We start from the raw sequence: 17311 nt of genomic DNA, 5'->3' as shown, positions 1-17311 counted from the left end.
TCGTCCAGAAGTGGGGCGAGATCGGGACGTGGGCCTGCCGGCGTTGCTGGCCGCGGCCGGGCATCCGGTGCGCTGGCGGCTGCTCGGCGAGCTCGCGCGCAGCGACCGGCAGGTGCACGAGCTGACCGCGCTGCTCGGCGAGCAGCAGAGCCTCGTGTCGTACCACCTGGGCCTGCTGCGCAAGGCCGACCTGGTGCGCACCCGGCGCAGCGCCGCCGACGGCCGCGACATCTACTACCGCCTCGACCTGACCCGGTGCGGGCACCTGCTGGCCGCGACCGGTGCCGCGCTGCACCCCGCCCTGCGCTATACGCCACCGGTTGCACCTGAGTTGACGCCGGCGCGGGTGCTGTTCCTCTGCACCGGCAACAGTTCCCGCTCGCAGATGGCCGAAGCCCTGCTGCGCCGGCGGTCCGCTGGCGCCGTCGCGGCGTTCAGCGCCGGCAGCCGGCCCAAACCGATCCACCCGGACGCGGTGGCCGTCATGGCCGAACGCGGCATTGACCTGTCCGCCGGCCGCCCGAAGCACCTCGACGAGTTCACCGGCGAGCGGTTCGACCGGGTGATCACGCTGTGCGACCGGGTCCAGGAGGTCTGCCCCGAGTTCCCCGGCCATCCGGTCGCCGTGCACTGGAGCATGCCTGACCCGGCCGCCGCTCCCGACGGCCGCCCCGCGTTCGAGCATGCCGCCGACGAGCTCGCCGAACGGATCGACTTCCTGCTGTACACCCTCGCCGCCGAACCGACCCTGGAGGCGTCATGACCGGCATCACCGACGACACCGTGAACGTGCGCTACCTCGTCGACGACGTCCAAGCCGCGATCGATTTCTACACCACGCACCTCGGCTTCACCGTCAACACCGCGTTCCTGCCCGCGTTCGCCGATGTGCTGCGCGGCAACCTGCGGCTGCTGCTGTCGGGCCCGGCCAGCTCGGCCGGCCGGGCGATGCCGGACGGCCGCGTGCCGCACTCTGGCGGCTGGAACCGCATCCACCTGATCGTGGCCGACATCGACGCCGAGGTGGCCCGGCTGCAGGCGGCCGGTGTCGGGTTCCACAGCGGCGTCGTCGAGGGGCCCGGCGGGCGGCAGATCGTGCTGGACGACCCGGCCGGGAACCCGGTCGAACTCTTCCAGCCGGCCGGCACCGCGTGAGCGGCGATTCCGGCGCGACCGGCGAAATCCGCGCGACCGACGAATCCGGCATGGTCGGCGACCGGGGCGTCGACGGGCCGGCGGTGGGTCTGGGCACCGTGCTCAAGGAGTGGGGGCGGATCGGCTGCCTCGGCTTCGGCGGCCCACCCGCGCACATCGCGCTGCTGCGCAAGCTGTGCGTGGAGGACCGCAAGTGGCTCGACGCGCAGGAGTTCGAGGACGCCATCGCGGCCTGCAACCTGCTGCCAGGGCCGGCCTCCACCCAGCTGGCGATCTTCTGCGCCTGGCGGGTCCGCGGCCGGGTCGGCGCGCTCGTCGGCGGGGCCGCGTTCATCGTGCCGGGGCTCATCGTTATCCTCGCCCTCGCCGTGCTGTTCCTGCGCGGCGACCCGCCGACCTGGGTGAAGGCCGCCGGGGCCGGGGCCGGGGCGGCGGTGGCCGCGGTCGCCGTGCAGGCCGGGGTGAGCCTGATCCCGGCCGGCTGGCGGCGCGCGCTGCAGCAGAGCAGCCGGGCGCGGTGGATGCTGTACCTGCTGCTGGGAACGGTGGCGGCGGCGTCGATCGGGCCGTGGCTGGTGCTGCTGCTCATCGCCTGCGGCATCGGCGAGGCGATCGCGCAGCGGGTGCCGGCCTCCGCCCGGCGCGGCCCGGCGCTCGGTCTGCCGCTGCTCGCGGCGGCGGGGCTCGGCGGCGGGGTGCTGCTGTCCGTCGCCTGGGTCGCGATGAAGGTCGGCGCCCTGTCGTACGGCGGCGGCTTCGTCATCATCCCGCTCATGCGCGCCGACGCCGTCGACCACTACCACTGGATGACCGGCGCCCAGTTCCTCAACGCCGTCGCGCTCGGCCAGATCACCCCGGGCCCGGTCGTGCAGACCGTCGCCGTCGTCGGCTACGCCGCGGCCGGCATCGGCGGGGGCCTGCTCGCCTCCGCCGTCGCGTTCAGCCCGTCCTTCGCGTTCATTCTGCTGGGCGCGGACCACTTCGGCCAGCTTCGCGACAACCGGGCCGTCCGGGCGTTCCTCGATGGCGCCGGCCCGGCCGCGATCGGCGCCATCCTCGGCTCGGCCATCCCACTCGCGCTGACGCTCAGCCAGGTGTGGCAGTACTGCGTCCTCGCCGGCGCCGCCGCACTCCTGCTCGCCCTGCGCCGCGGCCCTGTCCTGACCCTGCTCAGCGCGGCCGCCGTCGGCGTCGTCATCGTGCTCGCCGGCGGACCCCTCCCGAGCTGATGCTCGTCGGACGCCTGCACGATCTCATCGTCGACTGCCCGGACCCGGCGGCGTCGGCCCGGTTCTGGAGCGCGATGCTGGGCCAGCCGATCACCCATGACGATCCGGACTTCGTCGTCGTCTCGCGCGACACCACCACGTCCGGCCTGGCCTTCCAGCGCGCGCCCGATCACCGGCCGCCAACCTGGCCTGACCCGACCGTCCTGCAGCAGCTGCACCACCGGCCAGACCCCGCAGCTGCGGGCCGGGCGGTGCTGGCCGTGTTGTCCCGGCTTCTGCGGCGCCGATGGCCGACATGCTGCATCACCCCTGCGACGCTGCTGCGCTGGCCCCCACCCCCCGCGGCAGCCACGACCCGGCCGGAAGCCATACGACTTCGACTCGAACCGGGCCTCCCACTCAGGCTCCAGCGCGTTGACCGCGAGGGCTTGCAGCGCCCTGTCGGCGATCACCGGAATCCCCAGTCCGCGGCGGCGCCCGTTGCTCTTGGGCACATACACCCGCTTGACCGGACGGGGTGACCACGGCTTGGCGTGGTGCTGCATCCAGTCGGCCAGTTCGGCCTTCTCGGATGCGGTCACCACAAGTTGCCGGTCCACCCCGGCCGTCTTGCGGCCAGCGTTGAGTTCCGTCACCCGACGCACCGCCACCAGGGCGTTGCTGCGGGAACGCAACATCAACTTCTGCAAGTTCCGGACCTTCTTCAGGTCCCCATCCCGCGACGCCGCGAAGATCCGCTGCCGCAGCCGCCGTACGTGGTCCTCCTGGGTGCGCCAGTCGATGGCGTCCCAGCCAGGGACCTCGCCCTCCGGTCCGTTCACTCCGAGAGCCGCCATCGCCACCGCGAAGGCCATCGCCGTCATCGTGTCTAACTTGCCCTTCGGTTCCGGTGCTCTGGCCAGCACATACTCCGCAGGTTCACCCGACCCGCGTCAGCGCCCTTTCAGGCCGGGGCACACGCCCCTATCCGGCCGGTTATCCGGCGACCGCTGGCGGAGGAGCCAGCCTCGTCGTCCCCGGTTTCCCGTCGCCTTTCGACAGCCGGCGTTCGCTTCTCGGGTCGTCCTGCGCCCGCTGGGGCATTGGCCATCCTCACGGATGCCCTACCAGACAGCAGATTCCGCCGCTGGACCCCATCGGGGTTGTCACGTTCCACATGAGACAGATACGACCGGGTTGGGTGCCCTCTGGACCCCGGGGACGGTGGTGCGCTCCCGCCCGGCCAAATCCCTCCGGACGGCACCCGCCGCCTTGCAACGGCTGGCCCCTATCTCCCGCTGGTGCAACCCATCGAGCGGGAGTGCTCATGACGAGGCGTCATCGAGGGTTCACGTCATTCACCCGTCCGGTCTTCCCCAGCCGGTAACTCCCGGATGGAACGGGAGCCCTTGGGCCTGTGACCTCAGGCTTCGCACCCCGCAGTTACCCGCGACGCACGCCAAGGCGGGGACGGTCCTCGCGCACTGGACCGGGCACTATACCTTCGACAACCGTCGAACCTCCTTCGGTGAGTGTCGCTGCACTCATGCGGCTTGCGTGTCGCACGACCTGGTTGATCCAGGATGAGCCGGTCGGGGTGAAGTGCACGTGGAAGCGGGGATGGCGGGCCAGCCAGGCGCGGATGTCTGGGGTGTTGTGGGTGCCGTAGTTGTCGCAGATCAGGTGCACGTCCAGCTCGGCCGGCACCGTCTTGTCGATCGTGACCAGGAACTTCTTGAACTCGGTGGCGCGGTGCTGGCGGTGCAGCTCGCTGATCACCGAGCCGTCAGCGATGTTGAACGCGGCGAACAGGCTGGTGATGCCGTTGCGGTGGTAGTCGTGGGTGCGCCGTTCGGGCATGCCGGGCATCATCGGCAGGACCGGCTGGGACCGGTCCAGGGCCTGAATCTGGGACTTCTCGTCCACGCACAGCACCACGGCCCGTTCCGGCGGGTGGTGGTACAGCCCGACGACGTCGACGACCTTTTCGATGAACTGCGGGTCGGTGGACAGCTTGAACGTGTCGGCCCGGTGCGGCTTCAGGCCGAACTCGCGCCAGATTCTGCCGACTGTGGACTTCGACAGCCCGGACCGGTCCGCCATGGACCTGCGGGACCAGTGGGTGGCGTTACGCGGGGTCTGCTCGAGGGTGGCCACGACTACCTCCTCGATGCGGTCCAGCGCGATCGATGCCGGCCGGCCCGGCCGCTGTTCATCGATCAGCCCGTCGAGGCGCTCCTTCAGGAACCGCCGGCGCCACTTGCCCACTGTGGACAGATGCACACCCAGAGCTGTTGCTACGTCGGTGTTCGAGGCGCCTTCAGCACATACCAGGATGATCTTCGCGCGCATCGCCACGACCTGCGCGGACTTCGCGCGCCGCGACCACCGCAGCAGGGTTGCGCGTTCCTCGTCAGACAACACCAGCGGGGTGATGGGACGCCCGGTCCTCGGCATCCCATCACCCTACACCTATTTATTAGGCGAATTTCCGGCGCAGCACACTAGCAGGCGAGACCGGGGCGGGAGACCTGGCGATCGACGGGCCGTGGCTAACGAGCGTATGACCGATCGATGCGGATGGCGACGATCGGCCGATGCCGAGGAAGGGCAGCTTCGACCTTCCTGGGCATCGGCTTCTCCGCTGAGCTATCGCGGCCAGGTTTTCGCGGCTGAGGCCGCGTGCTCAATCTCCATCTCTCGGAACCGCGTTCGACCCTCCTTTCTCCTTCGCGGTGGGGAGGTGGAATCAGGGCTCGGGGACGGTGCTGGCCGTTGGTGGAACTGACGACGTCGGGCGCGGGACTCCGCTGGGTCAGTCCCTCGCCCCGGGGCGTGTCAGGGCGGCGATCGTTGGTTGTTGCCTGCGGCGCCGGGCGGGCGCCTGCCGTCGCCTGCCGCCGGTGTCGGCGAGGTGTCAGGTTGCGGGTGGGAGGGTGTCGGCTGGGCGGCGGACGGGGCGGGTGGCGCCGGGGGCGGAGGTGGTTCGTCGAAGCTGGCGCTGATGAGGGCGTCGAACTCGGCGCGGACCAGTTCGGGGTCGCCGCAGATGAGTTCGGTGAACGCTTCGTCGAAGCCGCGGTCCCACTCGGGGGACAACGCGGTGCCCGCCTGCGCTACGGGATCACTGGTCATACCGGTCACCACCCGCCACGTCCGGTCTTACTGGGGAGGGAGCTGACCTGGCGAACCGCCAGGTCAGCCGGTGATCACCTTCTGCTCAGTGTGCTCACGCCCGGCCACGCTGATCTTGCGGGGCTTGGCCTTCTCCGCGATCGGGATCCGCACGACCAGCACGCCGTTGTCGTACGCGGCGTCGATGTGGTCGGTGTCCAGCGCGTCGCCGAGGAACAGCTGCCGGGAGAACACCCCGAGCGGGCGCTCGCTCAGCTGTACCGTGGCCTGCTCACCCAAGTCGATGGGGCGGCGCTCGGCACGCACGGTCAGCACGTTGCGTTCCACGTCGATGTCGATCGCGTCGGCGTCAACCCCGGGCAGGTCGAACGCGATCACGAACTCGTCGCCGTTGCGGTACGCGTCGGCGGGCATCGCCGTCGGCCTCGACCAGGTCCCGGTCGTCGGGACGCCGAACAGCTGCTGGGCGATCCGGTTGACCTCGGTGAAGGGTTCGCTGCGCATCAACATGGTTCCCACCTCCTGCGGTCTCGACTTGACAGTCAATGCGCGATACTGTCTTTCTAACACGTCATCGTACCGATGACAACCAGTTCGTCATCCAAAGGATGACGTGGAAGGGGACGCATGCCCGACACACCTGCCACCGGCGCGGGACCACCGCCCGAAGGCCGCGAGCTCGTCGAAATCGTTGCCGCGGTCGCCGCCACCGCGCAGGCGGTTCAGCAACCCGCCGTCGACAGCCCGAGGGTGAGCAGCGCTGACCTGCTCGACGCCCTGGTCCTGCTGCGCTGGGCCCAGACCGAACTGGCCAACCTCGAACCGGTCCTGATCGCCGCCGCCCGCGCCGCCGGGATCTCCTGGCAGGCCCTCGCGCCCGCACTCGGAGTGGCCAGCCGTCAAGCCGCCGAACGCCGCTACCTACGCAGCGCCGCCACCCCCACCGACCAACCGGGCGACACCCGCGACGACCGCGTCCAAGCCGAACGCGACCGCCGCGCCGGCAACCGCGCCGTCGCCCAATGGGCCAACGACAACACCGCCGACCTACGCCGGCTCGCCGGCCAGATCACCGCCCTGACCGACCTCGGCGACGCCGCCACCGCCGACCTCACCCAACTACACCAAGCCCTCGGCGACCCGGACGCGACCGCCCTGCCCGATCTCCTCGCCGCGACCCACCAACACCTGCCCGACCACCCCGATCTGGCCGCACAGATCGACACCATCACCGACCGCACCAACCAGATCCGCCGCCAACACCCACGCCGCAGAGGGGACACCACATAAGCCCAGACCGGACCAATAACGTGAGCCGACCCCAGATCAATTACGGGCTCTGGCACTCATCGGGACTGTAAAACGAACGGCACCTCTCTCTGTCAAGTGGTCGGCGACAGAGAGGTCTCCAACTTCGTTTGACACACCCCACTCATCTGATGATCGACTGATCTTGATGGTTCGATCGTCCCTTGTGGAGCTTGTTGGCGCGTTGTTCCCGCATCTGCATGGCGTCTTGGTTGACCGGGTTGTGCTGGCGGAGTCAAGCGTTCATGTCGAGGCGCATTGCGTCGCGCCGGCGGCGACATGTCCGAGCTGTCGGAGTGCGTCCGCTCGGGTGCATAGCCGGTATCGGCGCCGGTTGGCAGACCTCGCGATCGCTGGACGGCGGGTGCTGATCCGGCTGATGGTGCGCAGGTTCTTCTGCACCGATGTGAGCTGCGAGAGGAAGATCTTCGCCGAGCAACCCGATCTGGCTTCCCGGTACGCACGTCGGACCCAGCTGGCCGGCGACGTCCTCGAGTCCGTCGCGTTGGCGCTGGGCGGACGGCCGGGCGCGCGGATGACCGGCGCGCTCGAGGTCCCAGTCAACCGGATGACGTTGCTGCGCATCATCCGCCGTATCCCAGACGGCCCCGTCCAGGTACCGGACGTGCTCGGCGTCGACGACTTCGCGATCCGTGAACCCGACCCCGACCATCGCCGGCGCACCCTCGTGCGGATGACGGCCGCCGCCGAGCAGCTGTCCGCGGCGATCTTCGAACCGGTCATCCGCGCCACCGCCGCGCACGCCGCCGGCCATACCAACCGTCAACTGCGCGATATCGCGGCCTTCCTCGCCGCCCACAGGAACACCCTCGAGCACTACCTCGACGCCAGCCCTCCCGCCCATACCGCGGGCCCGGACGGCGCAACCTGAGCGGGGCAGGCGCGGACCAGGCGGCCTCGGGGACCGACGGGAAGTAGGGGCCTGGGCTTCGCTGTAGAGCGCCGCATGGTGCGGGGCAGAGGTTGCGACTGGTGCGAGCCACGCGTCAGCGATGTCGATGCGATGTTGGGTGCCGAGGACGACGGTGATCCAGGTCTGATCGTCGTCGCCCTCGGCCGGCGCAGGATGAATGCTCCCGACCGTCCCAGTCGGGGTACCGCAAGCACCCAGTGGGACGCTTCCGGTCGGCACCGGCGACAGCGCGCGCAGATACCCGAGCCAGTCCAGGTGATCGCCAAATGCAACAGCACCGCACGGAGGCCACCCGACTCCGCGAGGTGGAGCCCCGTCGATCCGTGGCGGTTCTTGGCCGGCGTCTTGTCGATCGCGCCAGGAGTGGAGAGAGGTTGTCCCGCCCGGTCACGGTCGAGCGACTGGCTGATCGCTACCGGCGGATCTCCACCATCTCCGCGACGACCGGCGTCGCGGCGTCGCTCCGCGCCCGGCAACGAGTCGCAGCGTCATCCGAAGGATGTAGTCACCGGATGCAACTACCGCGAAAGGCTACGGTGCGGTCCGATCCTGCGCCGGATGGCTGGGCGAGCCCGCGCCCATAACGTCGTGGGCATGACGGAGCACGTGATCCGCACCAGCGGACTGACCAAGCGTTTCGGAAACCGCACCGCGATTGACCAGGTTGACCTCGACGTCCCCGCCGGGTGCGCGTTCGGTTTGCTCGGGGTGAACGGAGCCGGGAAGACCACTCTGATCCGGATGCTGTTGGGTTTGACGCCGGCCAGTAGCGGCCGGATGTGGCTGCTGGGCCTGCCGGTGCCGGCGCAACGGACGCGGGCGCTGCGCCGGGTGGGCGCAATCGTGGAGGAACCGCGGTTCCACCCCCATCTGTCCGGCCGGGACAACCTACGCGCCGCCGCCGCGTTCCGCGGCCCGGGGGCCGCTGGCCGCGTTGACGCGGTCCTGGACCGGGTGGGCCTGTCCGACCGGGCCGGCGAGCGGGTCGGCGGCTACTCGCTCGGGATGCGCCAGCGGCTGGGCATCGCCCGCTGCCTGCTGTCCGACCCGCAGCTGCTGATCCTGGACGAGCCGACCAACGGTCTGGACCCGGCCGGCATCCACGAGACCCGCGCGCTGATGCGCTCGTTCGTCGCCGAGGGCCGCACGGTCGTGGTCAGCTCGCACCTGCTGGTCGAGGTGGAGAAGACCTGCGACGCCGCGGCGATCATCGACCGCGGGCGGATCGTCGCACAGGGTCGCATCCGCGAGCTCACTTCGGGCGGCAGCCTGGAGGAGCGCTTCCTGGAATTGACCGCCCACCTGCACCACGCCTGAGAGGAGCGCCATCAATGGACACCATCCGCATGATCAACGCTGAACTGCTCAAGCTGCGTCGCCGCTCGCTGATCGCCTGGACCGGCGGGCTGACGCTCGGCGGCAGCGTCTCGTTCCTGGTCGTCAACGCGTGGCGCCACCACAGCGACCCGGCTCACTTCGGCCCGGCCGGCGGGGCGGTCAACCTGTCCCACGCGATGCAGATCCTGGCCTACCTGAGCACCGTCGCGGCGGTGCTGGTCGGTACCACCGCAGGAGGCCAGGACCAGGCCAGCGGCGTCCTGCGTGACCTGGTCAGCACGGGAACCTCCCGGCTGCGGCTGTTCGCGGTACGGGTGCCGGCGGCGCTGATGTTCTACCTCGTCTGGTTCATCCCGGCGTTTGCGGTGCCGGCAGTCGCGAGCCGGGTGCTCGCGGGCGGACTGCCCGCTCCGCAGGCGGGCGTGTTGATCCAGTACGGTCTTGGCGTGGGCCTGTCCACCACCCTCGACGTGGTTCTCGCCGTCGGACTGGCAGCGTTGCTCGGCTCGCGTAGCGTCGCGATCGGCGTCCTGCTCGGTTGGGAGTTGGCGTTCTCCCGGCTGCTGGAGCACATGAGCAGCCTCGGCGCCGCGCGGCAACTGCTGGCGTCCTCGGCGGTCGACCGTATCCTGCCTGCCATGGGCGCACCCCGGGTCGTGTCGATGAGCGCGGTGGCCGCCGCGCTCGTCCTCACCGGCTGGGCCGTGGTGGTGTCCGCCGCCGGCGCGTGGAAGACCGTTACCCGCGATGCGTGAGCCGCCCTGGCGCGCCCGGCGCACCGTCGACCTGCTGGTTGCCGGTGCGTTCGGCGCGCTCGCGGTGGCGCAGACCTGGGTCGAGGCGCGGGCCGGTACGTCGGCACCCCGCGTTGCCCTGGTCGCGGCGGCCAACCTGGTCGCCGCCGGGCTGCTCCTGCGCCGCCGCCGCATCCCCGTCACCGTGGTGCTCGGTACGGCTGGCTGCGCCGCCGTCGTCACCTGGGCCGCCGCCCATCCAGCCGGCGGCCCGCTGGCCCCAGCCGTCGCCCTCTACACGCTGGCGGCGCAGGCCGGCTGGCGTTGGGCGCTGAGCGCGGACGGTGCCGCGCTGGCGCTGCTGGCGGCCGCGGACGCCGTCCGTGGCGGCCCGGTCGCCGGCGAGGTGGCCCAGGCCATGGTCGTGTTGGCCGTCGCCACACTGGTTGGCCTGTACGCCGGAGGCCGAGCTCAGGTAGCTGCCGCCCACGCCGCTCGGGCCGAACAAATGGAGCGGGAGCAGGCGCTGCGCGCCCGCGAGGCGGTGCAGGCAGAACGGATGTGGATCGCCCGGGAACTGCATGACTCCATCGGCCACCACGTCAGTCTGCTGGTGGTGCAGGCGGGTGCGGTCAGCGCGACGGTACCCGACGACCACCCCGCCCGACCGGTGCTGGACAGCATGATCGCGGGCGGTAAGGAAGCGATGACCGAGATGCGGCGGATGGTGAACCTGCTGCGCCCGGTCGCCGCCGGCGTGACGAGCGACGTGGTGGGCACGACCGGTACGGGCCGCGAGGTCGACCCTGTGGTCGGCGGGACCGGATTACCCGGCGACCCGCTCGGGCCAACACCGGGAGTGGCCGAGATACCAGCGCTGTGCGAGCACCTGCGCCGGACCGGACTCCCGGTCGAGGTGCGGATGTCCGACGGTGTCGACGTGCCACGGACCGCGTCGGTCGCCGCGTACCGCATCGTCCAGGAGGCACTGACGAACGTCGTCAAGCACGCCGGCCCGGTACCGACCGTCGTACGGGTCGAGCACAACGGCGACATCCTCGATGTGCGCATCACCAATGCCGCCGGGCGTCCGGCCGAGCCGTCGCACCCGGCGATGACCGGCGGCTACGGCCACCTCGGCATGCAGGCCCGGGTCGACCTGTTCGCCGGCCGCCTGTTCGCCGGCCCGGTCCCCGGGGGCGGATACGCCGTCCACGCCACACTCAGATTGGACAGCCGCACGTGATCCGGGTACTGATCGCCGACGACCAGGCGCTGATGCGCCAGGGATTCCGCATGATCCTGTCCGCGCAGCCGGACATCGAGGTCGTCGGCGAGGCCGACACCGGCGCCGCCGCGGTCCGGCAGGCCACCGCGCTGCGACCCGACGTCGTGCTGATGGACATCCAGATGCCCGAACTCGACGGCATCGCCGCCACCCGGCAGTTGGCCGGCACCAAAGTGCTGATCCTGACCACGTTCGGCAACGACGACTACGTTGCCGCCGCTCTCTCGGCGGGCGCCAGCGGCTTCCTGCTCAAGGACACCACACCGCAGCAGCTGGTCCACGCGGTTCACGTGGTGGCCAAGGGCGACGCACTCCTCGACCCCGCCGTCACCCGCCAACTGATCCAGCGGGCCCTGCCCAGCCTCACCCGCCCAGCAACCAGCGCACGCTTCGACGCGCTGTCCGCGCGCGAGACCGAGGTACTGCAACTGCTCGCCCAGGGAATGTCCAACGCGGAGATCGCCGACACACTGACGGTCAGCGAAACCACCGTGAAGACACACGTCAGTCGGCTACTCGGCAAACTCGGGCTACGCGACCGCGTTCAAGCCGTCGTCCTTGCGCATCAGAACGGCCTCGGCTGACCGGTGGCACGTCGCCGCGCCGACCGAGATCCGTTGGTGGTCCACAAGCCGGCACAGCCGAACTCGATCATTCGTATTTCCTTCGCCCTCGACACGGCATGGATCCGTGAGGAGACCCTGATGCACTCCAGTGAACCGGCAGCGGCGCGGGTCGCTGACCCTGCGCTTGCCGAGAATGTCATCCGGGCAGTTCAGGCGGCATGTTGGTATTCGTGGAGGATGCCGCCGAGGTGATCGCGTCTTCGTATGTTGAGGCGGGCGATCTGTTCCGGATCGGCGATCGGTGCGGGCAAGGGGTGCAGCGGGCGGGCGTTCATGATGCCCTGGTGGGGCCTGTGTTCGTTGTAGAAGCGCCGCGACGAGGAGCTCACCGCGCTGCGGCTGGGCCTCGACCTGGAGATGACCCTCATCGACACCGCTGAGATGTACGGCGACGGCGCCGCCGAACGGCTCGTCGGAGACGCGGTCTTCGGCCGCCGTGACGAGGTGTTCCTGGTGACGAAGGTCCTGCCGGAGAACGCCGACCGGACGGGCGCGATCAAGGCCTGCGACCGCAGCCTGCACCGGCTGCGGACCGATCACATCGACCTGTACCTGCTGCACTGGCCCGGCCCGGTGCCCGTCGACGAGACCGTCGAGGCGTTCACGCTGCTGCAGCAGCAGGGCAAGATCCGGTTCTGGGGGGTCAGCAATCTCGACACCACCGACCTGCTGGCGGTCACCGCGGTGCCCAACGGCCACGCCGCGCAGACGGACAGGTGCTGTACAACATGGCCCGCCGCGGCATCGAGTGGGATCTGCTGCCGGCGTGCCAGCGGTCCGGGCTGACCATCATGGCCTACGCGCCGTTCGACCACCGGGGAACCGTCCTGCGCCACCCGTCGGTCATCGCCGTCGCCGAGCGGCACGGCGTCACCCCGGGGCAGGTAGCACTGGCGTGGGTGATCCGCCAGGACGGGATCACCACGATCCCGAAGGCCGCCCACCCGGAGCACACCGCGGAGGCCCGTGCTGCGCTGGACGTGCGACTCACTGCCGAGGACTTCGCCGACCTGGACCGCGCTTTCCCGCCGCCGGACGGCCCCGCTCCGCTTGAGGTGCTCTGACCTCGATCACCTCACCGGGTTCTCGTGACCGAGCACCCGGCCGGTCTCCGTGTGCCCAAGAGCTGTGACCGTAGGGCCGGGCGTACGCGTGGCCGGGCGGAACGGGTCGCCGCGCCGGGGATCCGGCGTTAGCGCACACCGTGCATAACCGCCACGGCTGCGGGCAGATCCCGCGCATGAGCGGTGAGATAGTCGTCTGCTCACACTGCGGGCGCAGGAACCGCGTCCCCGGGGCGACCCCCGGCGTCCCGCGGTGCGGCAACTGCCATCAGCCCCTGCCGTGGATCGCCAACGCGACCGACACTACGTTCGCCGCAGTGGCTGAGCAGTCGGCCCTTCCCGTGGTGGTCGACCTGTGGGCGACCTGGTGCGGACCTTGCCGCATGGTCAGTCCCGCCCTGGAGCAGGTCGCCCGGGAGCTCGCCGGCAACGTGAAGCTCGTCAAGGTCGACGTGGACGCTGCTCCGACGCTGTCCCGCCGGTTCGACGTGAAGGCGGTGCCGACCCTGCTGATCATGCACGACGGCAAGGTCCTCGCGCGCAAGTCGGGCGCCGCGCCCGCGTCGGCGCTGCGGCAATGGGCCGACACCACCCTTGCGGGCATCCGCTGATCACCCCGGCGTCGCCGGCGAAACCCATCAGCATCGGGTAGCGCGGTACTGTCCGGCGACCGTGTGTGTACTCCGGCCGTGCTTGCGTCCAGCGACCCGCCTGCCTATCCGGCTGGTTCAGGGTGGCGCTGCAGAGCCGGTGCAGCCGCGCAGAGTTGTCAACGGAGCGTTTGGTGGCCACCTTCGCACGAAACCTTGGACGGACATATGCGTGGTGGGTGTGGTGCTTGCGGTGGTGCGTGGCTACGGCGTCTCGTTCGCGTTGAGGTAGTCGGTGAGGCCCGTGGCGTGCAGGGCCCGGCGCACGGCCGGGCTGAGGCCCGAGACGGCGACCCGGCATCCGGTCTTGTCGCAGGCGTGCCGGGCGCCGACCAGTGCGCTGAGGCCGGAAGAGTCCATGAACGTGATCAGGCTGAGGTCGATCACCAGCTGGGCGGGGCGCGCGGCAAGGACCTCGGTGACCGCCTGCCGGAACTGCGCGACAGTGGCCTGCTGCAGCTCGCCGCGTAGCACGATGACGATCTGATCGTCGGGCTGCGTCTGCACCTCAGCCGAGAAACCCATCGCCCGTCTGACCTCCCCGTGTCTCGGAGCGGGATGTTACTGATGGCCCGACGATCCGCAAACCGGTGCAACACGGCGATCGACGACCGGCCCGCGCGGTCGGAGACCACGGAGGCGTGCCTGGCGGATCGGCCGCGGTGGCCGGGTCGACGTTGCGGCGCTTCGGCGGGGCGATCCGGGAGGCCGGCCGGGTCCCGGCCCAGGTCGGGGTTCCGATGATTCACCCAAAAAATCTGTGCTGGAGACACTAGACATGCTCCCGATGGTCGGTTAACGTTTCTCGAGTCGAGAACAGAGAACATGAGCAACGCTGACGAGCCGCCCCAGCAGTTGGGCGTCGAGCTGAGCCGGTAACACCACGGTTCGCTCGGGATGGCAGGACAAGTTGGAAGGCCCGAACGTTCGATGTTCGGGGTTGCAGGTGGGTGAGCCAGAGTTTGCGTTGGTGGCATCGCCCGCGGAGAGCGGTTCAACCGCTGGTGGGGTCGTGACGTTGGACCCTGCGGTGCCAGCGGAGTTCGGAACCAGCACCACCAGGCAAGACGAAGAGAAGCAGAGGAAAGGGAGGGCCCCGACACCGTTGGATCGCCCGCACCGGCCGCAGTTTGGGCTCGGCGGACACCGTTGGTTCCATCGAACGAGAGGTGGTCTCCGGTCACGCTTATGCGATCCTCGCACCCGGCGCTGTCTGTGGCGCTCGGGGCGGATATGACAAGCCGACGTACGTGTCGGTAAATGGTGTTTGACCCATAACCCTTGGGCCCCGGTGCTACCGCGCCGGGGCCCTCGATGCGGAGGCTTTATGGCCCAACCCGATGACCTGTTCGGCGACGAGGACTACCCCGCTTACACGATGGGCCGTGCCGCGGAGATCGTCGGCACCTCGCAGGACTTCCTGCGCCGTCTCGACGAGCTGAAATTCATCACCCCGCAACGCTCCGCCGGGGGACACCGCCGCTACTCCCGCTACCAGCTGCGCCTCGCCGTCCGCGCCCGGGAGATGGTCGACCAGGGCACCGCGGTCGAGGCCGCGTGCCGGATCATCATCCTCGAAGACCAGCTCGAGGAAGCACGGCGTATCAACGCCGAACGCCACCCCACCTGACCCGAACAGCCGGATTGGCAACCTCGGCGTGCCTCAGCTCCAACCGACCGCCGGGTGCGTTGGGCCGGGCGGCTTCCGCCGCCACCGGCAAGCAGCGGCGAAAGCCAGTCATTACCGCAAACGACTCAACTCACTCGAAAATCACGAACCGCTGTAGCAGTATTGGCGGCCGCCGCGCGTCATGGTCGTTCCTTGCCGATGTGGGGTCGGCCCGACCTGCCCGCCGGGTCCGGGCGAGCGCTTCGCCGTCGTCCACGGTGCAGGTCGGCCGCTCTGTGCGGACGCTCGTTGCTGTACGTCCTGTACCGTCCGTGTGGCGGCGGCCCGCCACCTTGAGAGGGCGGTGCGGCCTCTCCGAGGGTGCACGGACGATTGTGTCATGTCGAGGGGGCGAGGGCTGCTGTCGGCGGGTCAACGGGCGCCGAACTTCGTGCTGCCGAGCACGCCCGACCAGCACGTGGCGTTGTCGGACCTGCGGGGTGGTCCGGCGGTGCTCGCGTTCTACCCGGCGGACTGGAGCCCTGTCTGCGGCGACCAGATGGCGCTGTACCAGGCGGTACTGCCCGAGTTCGCCCGCTACAACGCCATCCCCGTGGGCATCTCGGTCGACGGCGTATGGTGCCACCGCGCCTTCGCCGAAAACCGGGCCATACGCTTCCCGCTCCTGTCCGACTTCCATCCGAAGGGTGACGTGGCCCGGCGGTACGGGGCGTACTTCGACGATGACGGCGTCGCCGAACGCGCGCTGTACGTGGTCGACCCGGACGGCGTGGTGTTCTGGAGCGACCTTCGCCGCGCGGGCTAAACCCGGGCGCGGACGGCATCCTCAACGCGCTGGCGGCCCTGTCCGCCGAGCGCAAGGGCGCGCAGATGCGGCCGGATGCCCAACGGGATTGCGGACATCGCCGAGCAGGTCGCCGGACGCCGCGAGGCGAACCAGGCGCGCCGTGATGAGCTGGAGGACGAGGCGCCATGACAACGCCGCTGCACACCGCGACTGCCCGGCTCGTCGTGCCGGTCACCGAACGCGATCACTCGCTCGGACCCGTCGACGCGCCGGTCACGCTCGTCGAGTACGGCGACTATCAGTGCCCGTACTGCGCGAGGGCGCACCCGATCGTCGGTGAGCTGCTGCGCCGGCGGCAGGGCACGGTCCGATTCGCGTATCGGCACTTCCCATTGACGAACCTGCACCCGTTCGCGGAGATGGCGGCCGAAGCCGCCGAGGCGGCCGGCGCCAAGCGCCGCTTCTGGCAGATGCACGACTGGCTCTTCGAACACCAGGAGGAGCTCGACGCGATGACCATCCTCGCGGGCGCGGAGGCGGTGGGGCTCGACGACGAGGCGATCGCAGGGGCGATCCGCGGCCGCCAGTACCTCGACAAGGTCCGTTCGGATTTCGTCGGCGGGGTCCACAGTGGAGTCAACGGCACGCCCACGTTCATCATCAACGGCGGCCGGCACGACGGCGGCTACTCGCTGGAGGAGCTGGAATTCGCCGTCGACGAGGCCGCCGCGGACGCCGAACGCTGAAGCCGGCGGCGCTGGCCACGGAGCGGTACCCCACCGAAGTGGCACGGTGTGACCGTTGCGACGACGCGGGGCTTATCCGGTGATCGTCGGGCTGGTCGCGTCACCCGGACCGGCCGCGGACCTGGCCCGCCAGGTCGTCGACCCAGCTTCCGGACATGCTCGCCAGCGGTTCGCCGGGCGCTGCGTGGACCGTTCGCGTCCGAATCGATCGGCTTGTCGACCACCCGGCGCCGTTGCGTTGCGTGATCGGCGGGACGCGTTGAACCCGGTCGGGTCCCGCGGTCAGATCGCTTGGGCGAGTTCGGTGAACGCAGCGGCAACCCGCGTTGCCGGCGTGGCGTCGACGGCGAGTTCGTAGTGGCTGCGTCGAAGGTTCTGCATGAAGGCATGTCCGGCGACGATCACCTGTGCGGTCTTGTCCGTTCGTAGCCCACGCATCGGTCTCAGCCGCTGTTTGAGGCGACTGTGGTCGGCCTCGATCGGATTGTTGGCGTACTGCTCGACGTGGTGCCACGCCCGCGGGATCAGCTCGTCAAGGACCGCGGGATAGACCGCGGCGGCGTCGGTAACCTGTGCCGTGACAATTCTCCGTTCAGGGCGTGTGAGCTGGCGATTCCCGAATGCGGTCAGGCTGCGCGGCGGTATTCATTGATCAAGCCGTGGAGGATTCGTCGCTTGCGTACCGGTCGATCGAGCGGGACCACGATG

At 69.9% G+C, this 17311-nt stretch carries 23 protein-coding genes and 1 pseudogene; 17 read left to right on the top strand and 7 right to left on the bottom strand.

The genetic code is table 11. The annotated features are described in order from the left end of the window. Positions 1-10: 10 nt before the first annotated feature. The 4 genes from ABD901_RS46950 to ABD901_RS46935 are packed head-to-tail and all read left to right on the top strand — an operon-like array spanning position 11 to position 2905. Complete coding sequence (locus ABD901_RS46950) at positions 11-763, top strand: metalloregulator ArsR/SmtB family transcription factor (RefSeq protein ID WP_345138380.1); 753 nt, start codon at positions 11-13, stop codon at positions 761-763. Continuing rightward, on the top strand, positions 760-1155 hold the full coding sequence (locus ABD901_RS46945) for a VOC family protein (RefSeq protein ID WP_345138377.1): 396 nt from the start codon (positions 760-762) through the stop codon (positions 1153-1155). The genes ABD901_RS46950 and ABD901_RS46945 overlap by 4 nt, the downstream gene beginning before the upstream one ends. After that, on the top strand, positions 1152-2384 hold the full coding sequence (chrA, locus tag ABD901_RS46940) for a chromate efflux transporter (protein WP_345138375.1): 1233 nt from the start codon (positions 1152-1154) through the stop codon (positions 2382-2384). Before ABD901_RS46945 ends, chrA begins: the two co-directional genes overlap by 4 nt. After that, positions 2384-2905 (top strand): VOC family protein, encoded by a 522-nt coding sequence (locus ABD901_RS46935; RefSeq protein ID WP_345138372.1) that lies wholly within the window; start codon positions 2384-2386, stop codon positions 2903-2905. Before chrA ends, ABD901_RS46935 begins: the two co-directional genes overlap by 1 nt. 39 nt (positions 2906-2944) lie before the next feature. On the opposite strand, the pseudogene ABD901_RS46930 reads toward ABD901_RS46935, so the two are convergent. The 4 genes and pseudogenes from ABD901_RS46930 to ABD901_RS46915 form a co-directional block, all read right to left on the bottom strand. Further along, positions 2945-3220, bottom strand: a pseudogene (locus ABD901_RS46930) (reverse transcriptase N-terminal domain-containing protein); the annotation flags it as partial. Positions 3221-3806: 586 nt separating this feature from the next. Beyond that, on the bottom strand, positions 3807-4820 hold the full coding sequence (locus ABD901_RS46925) for an IS630 family transposase (RefSeq protein ID WP_345138370.1): 1014 nt from the start codon (positions 4818-4820) through the stop codon (positions 3807-3809). A gap of 381 nt (positions 4821-5201) precedes the next feature. Then, complete coding sequence (locus ABD901_RS46920; protein WP_345138368.1) at positions 5202-5498, bottom strand: hypothetical protein; 297 nt, start codon at positions 5496-5498, stop codon at positions 5202-5204. 63 nt (positions 5499-5561) lie between these two features. Continuing rightward, positions 5562-6008: an Hsp20/alpha crystallin family protein gene (locus ABD901_RS46915; protein ID WP_345138366.1), complete on the bottom strand. Its 447-nt coding sequence runs from the start codon at positions 6006-6008 to the stop codon at positions 5562-5564. Positions 6009-6125: 117 nt separating this feature from the next. Between ABD901_RS46915 and ABD901_RS46910 the strand changes: the two genes are divergently transcribed. From ABD901_RS46910 to ABD901_RS46885, 6 genes are all read left to right on the top strand, one after another. After that, positions 6126-6788, top strand: coding sequence for a hypothetical protein (locus tag ABD901_RS46910; protein ID WP_345138364.1), 663 nt, complete (start codon positions 6126-6128; stop codon positions 6786-6788). Positions 6789-6972: 184 nt separating this feature from the next. Continuing rightward, positions 6973-7698 (top strand): transposase family protein, encoded by a 726-nt coding sequence (locus tag ABD901_RS46905; RefSeq protein ID WP_345138362.1) that lies wholly within the window; start codon positions 6973-6975, stop codon positions 7696-7698. A gap of 636 nt (positions 7699-8334) precedes the next feature. Next, positions 8335-9057 carry an ABC transporter ATP-binding protein gene (locus ABD901_RS46900; RefSeq protein ID WP_345138360.1) on the top strand — a complete coding sequence of 241 codons (723 nt, stop codon included), beginning with the start codon at positions 8335-8337 and terminating at the stop codon, positions 9055-9057. Positions 9058-9071: 14 nt separating this feature from the next. Then, the gene (locus ABD901_RS46895; RefSeq protein ID WP_345138358.1) at positions 9072-9833 is read left to right on the top strand and encodes a hypothetical protein; all 762 of its coding nucleotides are present in this window, start codon (positions 9072-9074) and stop codon (positions 9831-9833) included. Next, the gene (locus ABD901_RS46890) at positions 9826-11058 is read left to right on the top strand and encodes a sensor histidine kinase (RefSeq protein ID WP_345138356.1); all 1233 of its coding nucleotides are present in this window, start codon (positions 9826-9828) and stop codon (positions 11056-11058) included. The genes ABD901_RS46895 and ABD901_RS46890 overlap by 8 nt, the downstream gene beginning before the upstream one ends. Continuing rightward, the gene (locus ABD901_RS46885; RefSeq protein WP_345138353.1) at positions 11055-11684 is read left to right on the top strand and encodes a response regulator transcription factor; all 630 of its coding nucleotides are present in this window, start codon (positions 11055-11057) and stop codon (positions 11682-11684) included. The genes ABD901_RS46890 and ABD901_RS46885 overlap by 4 nt, the downstream gene beginning before the upstream one ends. Before the next feature lie 191 nt (positions 11685-11875). On the opposite strand, the gene ABD901_RS46880 is transcribed toward ABD901_RS46885, so the two are convergent. Beyond that, positions 11876-12055: an integrase gene (locus ABD901_RS46880; protein WP_345138350.1), complete on the bottom strand. Its 180-nt coding sequence runs from the start codon at positions 12053-12055 to the stop codon at positions 11876-11878. A 28-nt stretch (positions 12056-12083) separates the two neighbouring features. Here ABD901_RS46880 and ABD901_RS46875 point away from each other — a divergent pair, with 28 nt between their 5' ends. The 3 genes from ABD901_RS46875 to trxA all read left to right on the top strand — a co-directional run bounded on the left by ABD901_RS46875 (position 12084) and on the right by trxA (position 13401). Beyond that, the gene (locus ABD901_RS46875) at positions 12084-12512 is read left to right on the top strand and encodes an aldo/keto reductase (RefSeq protein ID WP_345138348.1); all 429 of its coding nucleotides are present in this window, start codon (positions 12084-12086) and stop codon (positions 12510-12512) included. Continuing rightward, entirely contained in the window at positions 12443-12790 is a 348-nt protein-coding gene (locus ABD901_RS46870) for an aldo/keto reductase (protein WP_345138345.1), read from the top strand. The genes ABD901_RS46875 and ABD901_RS46870 overlap by 70 nt, the downstream gene beginning before the upstream one ends. Positions 12791-13065: 275 nt before the next feature. Next, positions 13066-13401: a thioredoxin gene (gene trxA, locus ABD901_RS46865; protein ID WP_345138546.1), complete on the top strand. Its 336-nt coding sequence runs from the start codon at positions 13066-13068 to the stop codon at positions 13399-13401. A 243-nt stretch (positions 13402-13644) separates the two neighbouring features. Here the strand turns inward: trxA and ABD901_RS46860 are convergent, their stop codons facing one another. Beyond that, complete coding sequence (locus tag ABD901_RS46860) at positions 13645-13965, bottom strand: STAS domain-containing protein (RefSeq protein WP_345138342.1); 321 nt, start codon at positions 13963-13965, stop codon at positions 13645-13647. An 802-nt stretch (positions 13966-14767) separates the two neighbouring features. Here ABD901_RS46860 and ABD901_RS46855 point away from each other — a divergent pair. The 3 genes from ABD901_RS46855 to ABD901_RS46845 all read left to right on the top strand — a co-directional run bounded on the left by ABD901_RS46855 (position 14768) and on the right by ABD901_RS46845 (position 16603). Next, positions 14768-15070: a helix-turn-helix domain-containing protein gene (locus ABD901_RS46855; protein ID WP_345138339.1), complete on the top strand. Its 303-nt coding sequence runs from the start codon at positions 14768-14770 to the stop codon at positions 15068-15070. Between the two features lie 379 nt (positions 15071-15449). Continuing rightward, a complete protein-coding gene (locus tag ABD901_RS46850) occupies positions 15450-15875 on the top strand; it encodes a redoxin domain-containing protein (RefSeq protein WP_345138338.1) in 426 nt (141 codons plus the stop codon). Positions 15876-16042: 167 nt separating this feature from the next. Next, a complete protein-coding gene (locus ABD901_RS46845) occupies positions 16043-16603 on the top strand; it encodes a DsbA family protein (protein WP_345138334.1) in 561 nt (186 codons plus the stop codon). A 282-nt stretch (positions 16604-16885) separates the two neighbouring features. Here the strand turns inward: ABD901_RS46845 and ABD901_RS46840 are convergent, their stop codons facing one another. Continuing rightward, positions 16886-17128 carry a DDE-type integrase/transposase/recombinase gene (locus tag ABD901_RS46840; protein ID WP_425556820.1) on the bottom strand — a complete coding sequence of 81 codons (243 nt, stop codon included), beginning with the start codon at positions 17126-17128 and terminating at the stop codon, positions 16886-16888. Between ABD901_RS46840 and ABD901_RS46835 the strand changes: the two genes are divergently transcribed. Continuing rightward, on the top strand, positions 17069-17311 hold a 243-nt coding region (locus tag ABD901_RS46835; protein WP_345138332.1), incomplete at its 3' end, for a hypothetical protein. The two genes, ABD901_RS46840 and ABD901_RS46835, sit on opposite strands and share 60 nt — an antisense overlap.

Origin of the sequence: Dactylosporangium darangshiense (genome assembly GCF_039537565.1) — a bacterium.
In the GTDB taxonomy this organism is placed as follows: domain Bacteria; phylum Actinomycetota; class Actinomycetes; order Mycobacteriales; family Micromonosporaceae; genus Dactylosporangium; species Dactylosporangium darangshiense.
The sequence above is the reverse complement of the archived record's forward strand: the minus strand, read 5'-3'. Positions and strand labels throughout refer to the sequence as shown.

Excerpts from the sequence above, each read along its gene's own strand:
- ABD901_RS46890 (WP_345138356.1), top strand. The coding sequence starts at position 9,826 with ATGCGTGAGCCGCCCTGGCGCGCCCGGCGCACCGTCGACCTGCTGGTT.
- ABD901_RS46915 (WP_345138366.1), bottom strand. The coding sequence starts at position 6,008 with ATGTTGATGCGCAGCGAACCCTTCACCGAGGTCAACCGGATCGCCCAG.
- ABD901_RS46895 (WP_345138358.1), top strand. The coding sequence starts at position 9,072 with ATGGACACCATCCGCATGATCAACGCTGAACTGCTCAAGCTGCGTCGC.
- ABD901_RS46935 (WP_345138372.1), top strand. The coding sequence starts at position 2,384 with ATGCTCGTCGGACGCCTGCACGATCTCATCGTCGACTGCCCGGACCCG.
- ABD901_RS46855 (WP_345138339.1), top strand. The coding sequence starts at position 14,768 with ATGGCCCAACCCGATGACCTGTTCGGCGACGAGGACTACCCCGCTTAC.
- ABD901_RS46850 (WP_345138338.1), top strand. The coding sequence starts at position 15,450 with ATGTCGAGGGGGCGAGGGCTGCTGTCGGCGGGTCAACGGGCGCCGAAC.
- ABD901_RS46875 (WP_345138348.1), top strand. The coding sequence starts at position 12,084 with ATGACCCTCATCGACACCGCTGAGATGTACGGCGACGGCGCCGCCGAA.
- ABD901_RS46860 (WP_345138342.1), bottom strand. The coding sequence starts at position 13,965 with ATGGGTTTCTCGGCTGAGGTGCAGACGCAGCCCGACGATCAGATCGTC.
- ABD901_RS46945 (WP_345138377.1), top strand. The coding sequence starts at position 760 with ATGACCGGCATCACCGACGACACCGTGAACGTGCGCTACCTCGTCGAC.
- ABD901_RS46900 (WP_345138360.1), top strand. The coding sequence starts at position 8,335 with ATGACGGAGCACGTGATCCGCACCAGCGGACTGACCAAGCGTTTCGGA.
- ABD901_RS46845 (WP_345138334.1), top strand. The coding sequence starts at position 16,043 with ATGACAACGCCGCTGCACACCGCGACTGCCCGGCTCGTCGTGCCGGTC.
- ABD901_RS46910 (WP_345138364.1), top strand. The coding sequence starts at position 6,126 with ATGCCCGACACACCTGCCACCGGCGCGGGACCACCGCCCGAAGGCCGC.
- ABD901_RS46920 (WP_345138368.1), bottom strand. The coding sequence starts at position 5,498 with ATGACCAGTGATCCCGTAGCGCAGGCGGGCACCGCGTTGTCCCCCGAG.
- ABD901_RS46925 (WP_345138370.1), bottom strand. The coding sequence starts at position 4,820 with ATGCCGAGGACCGGGCGTCCCATCACCCCGCTGGTGTTGTCTGACGAG.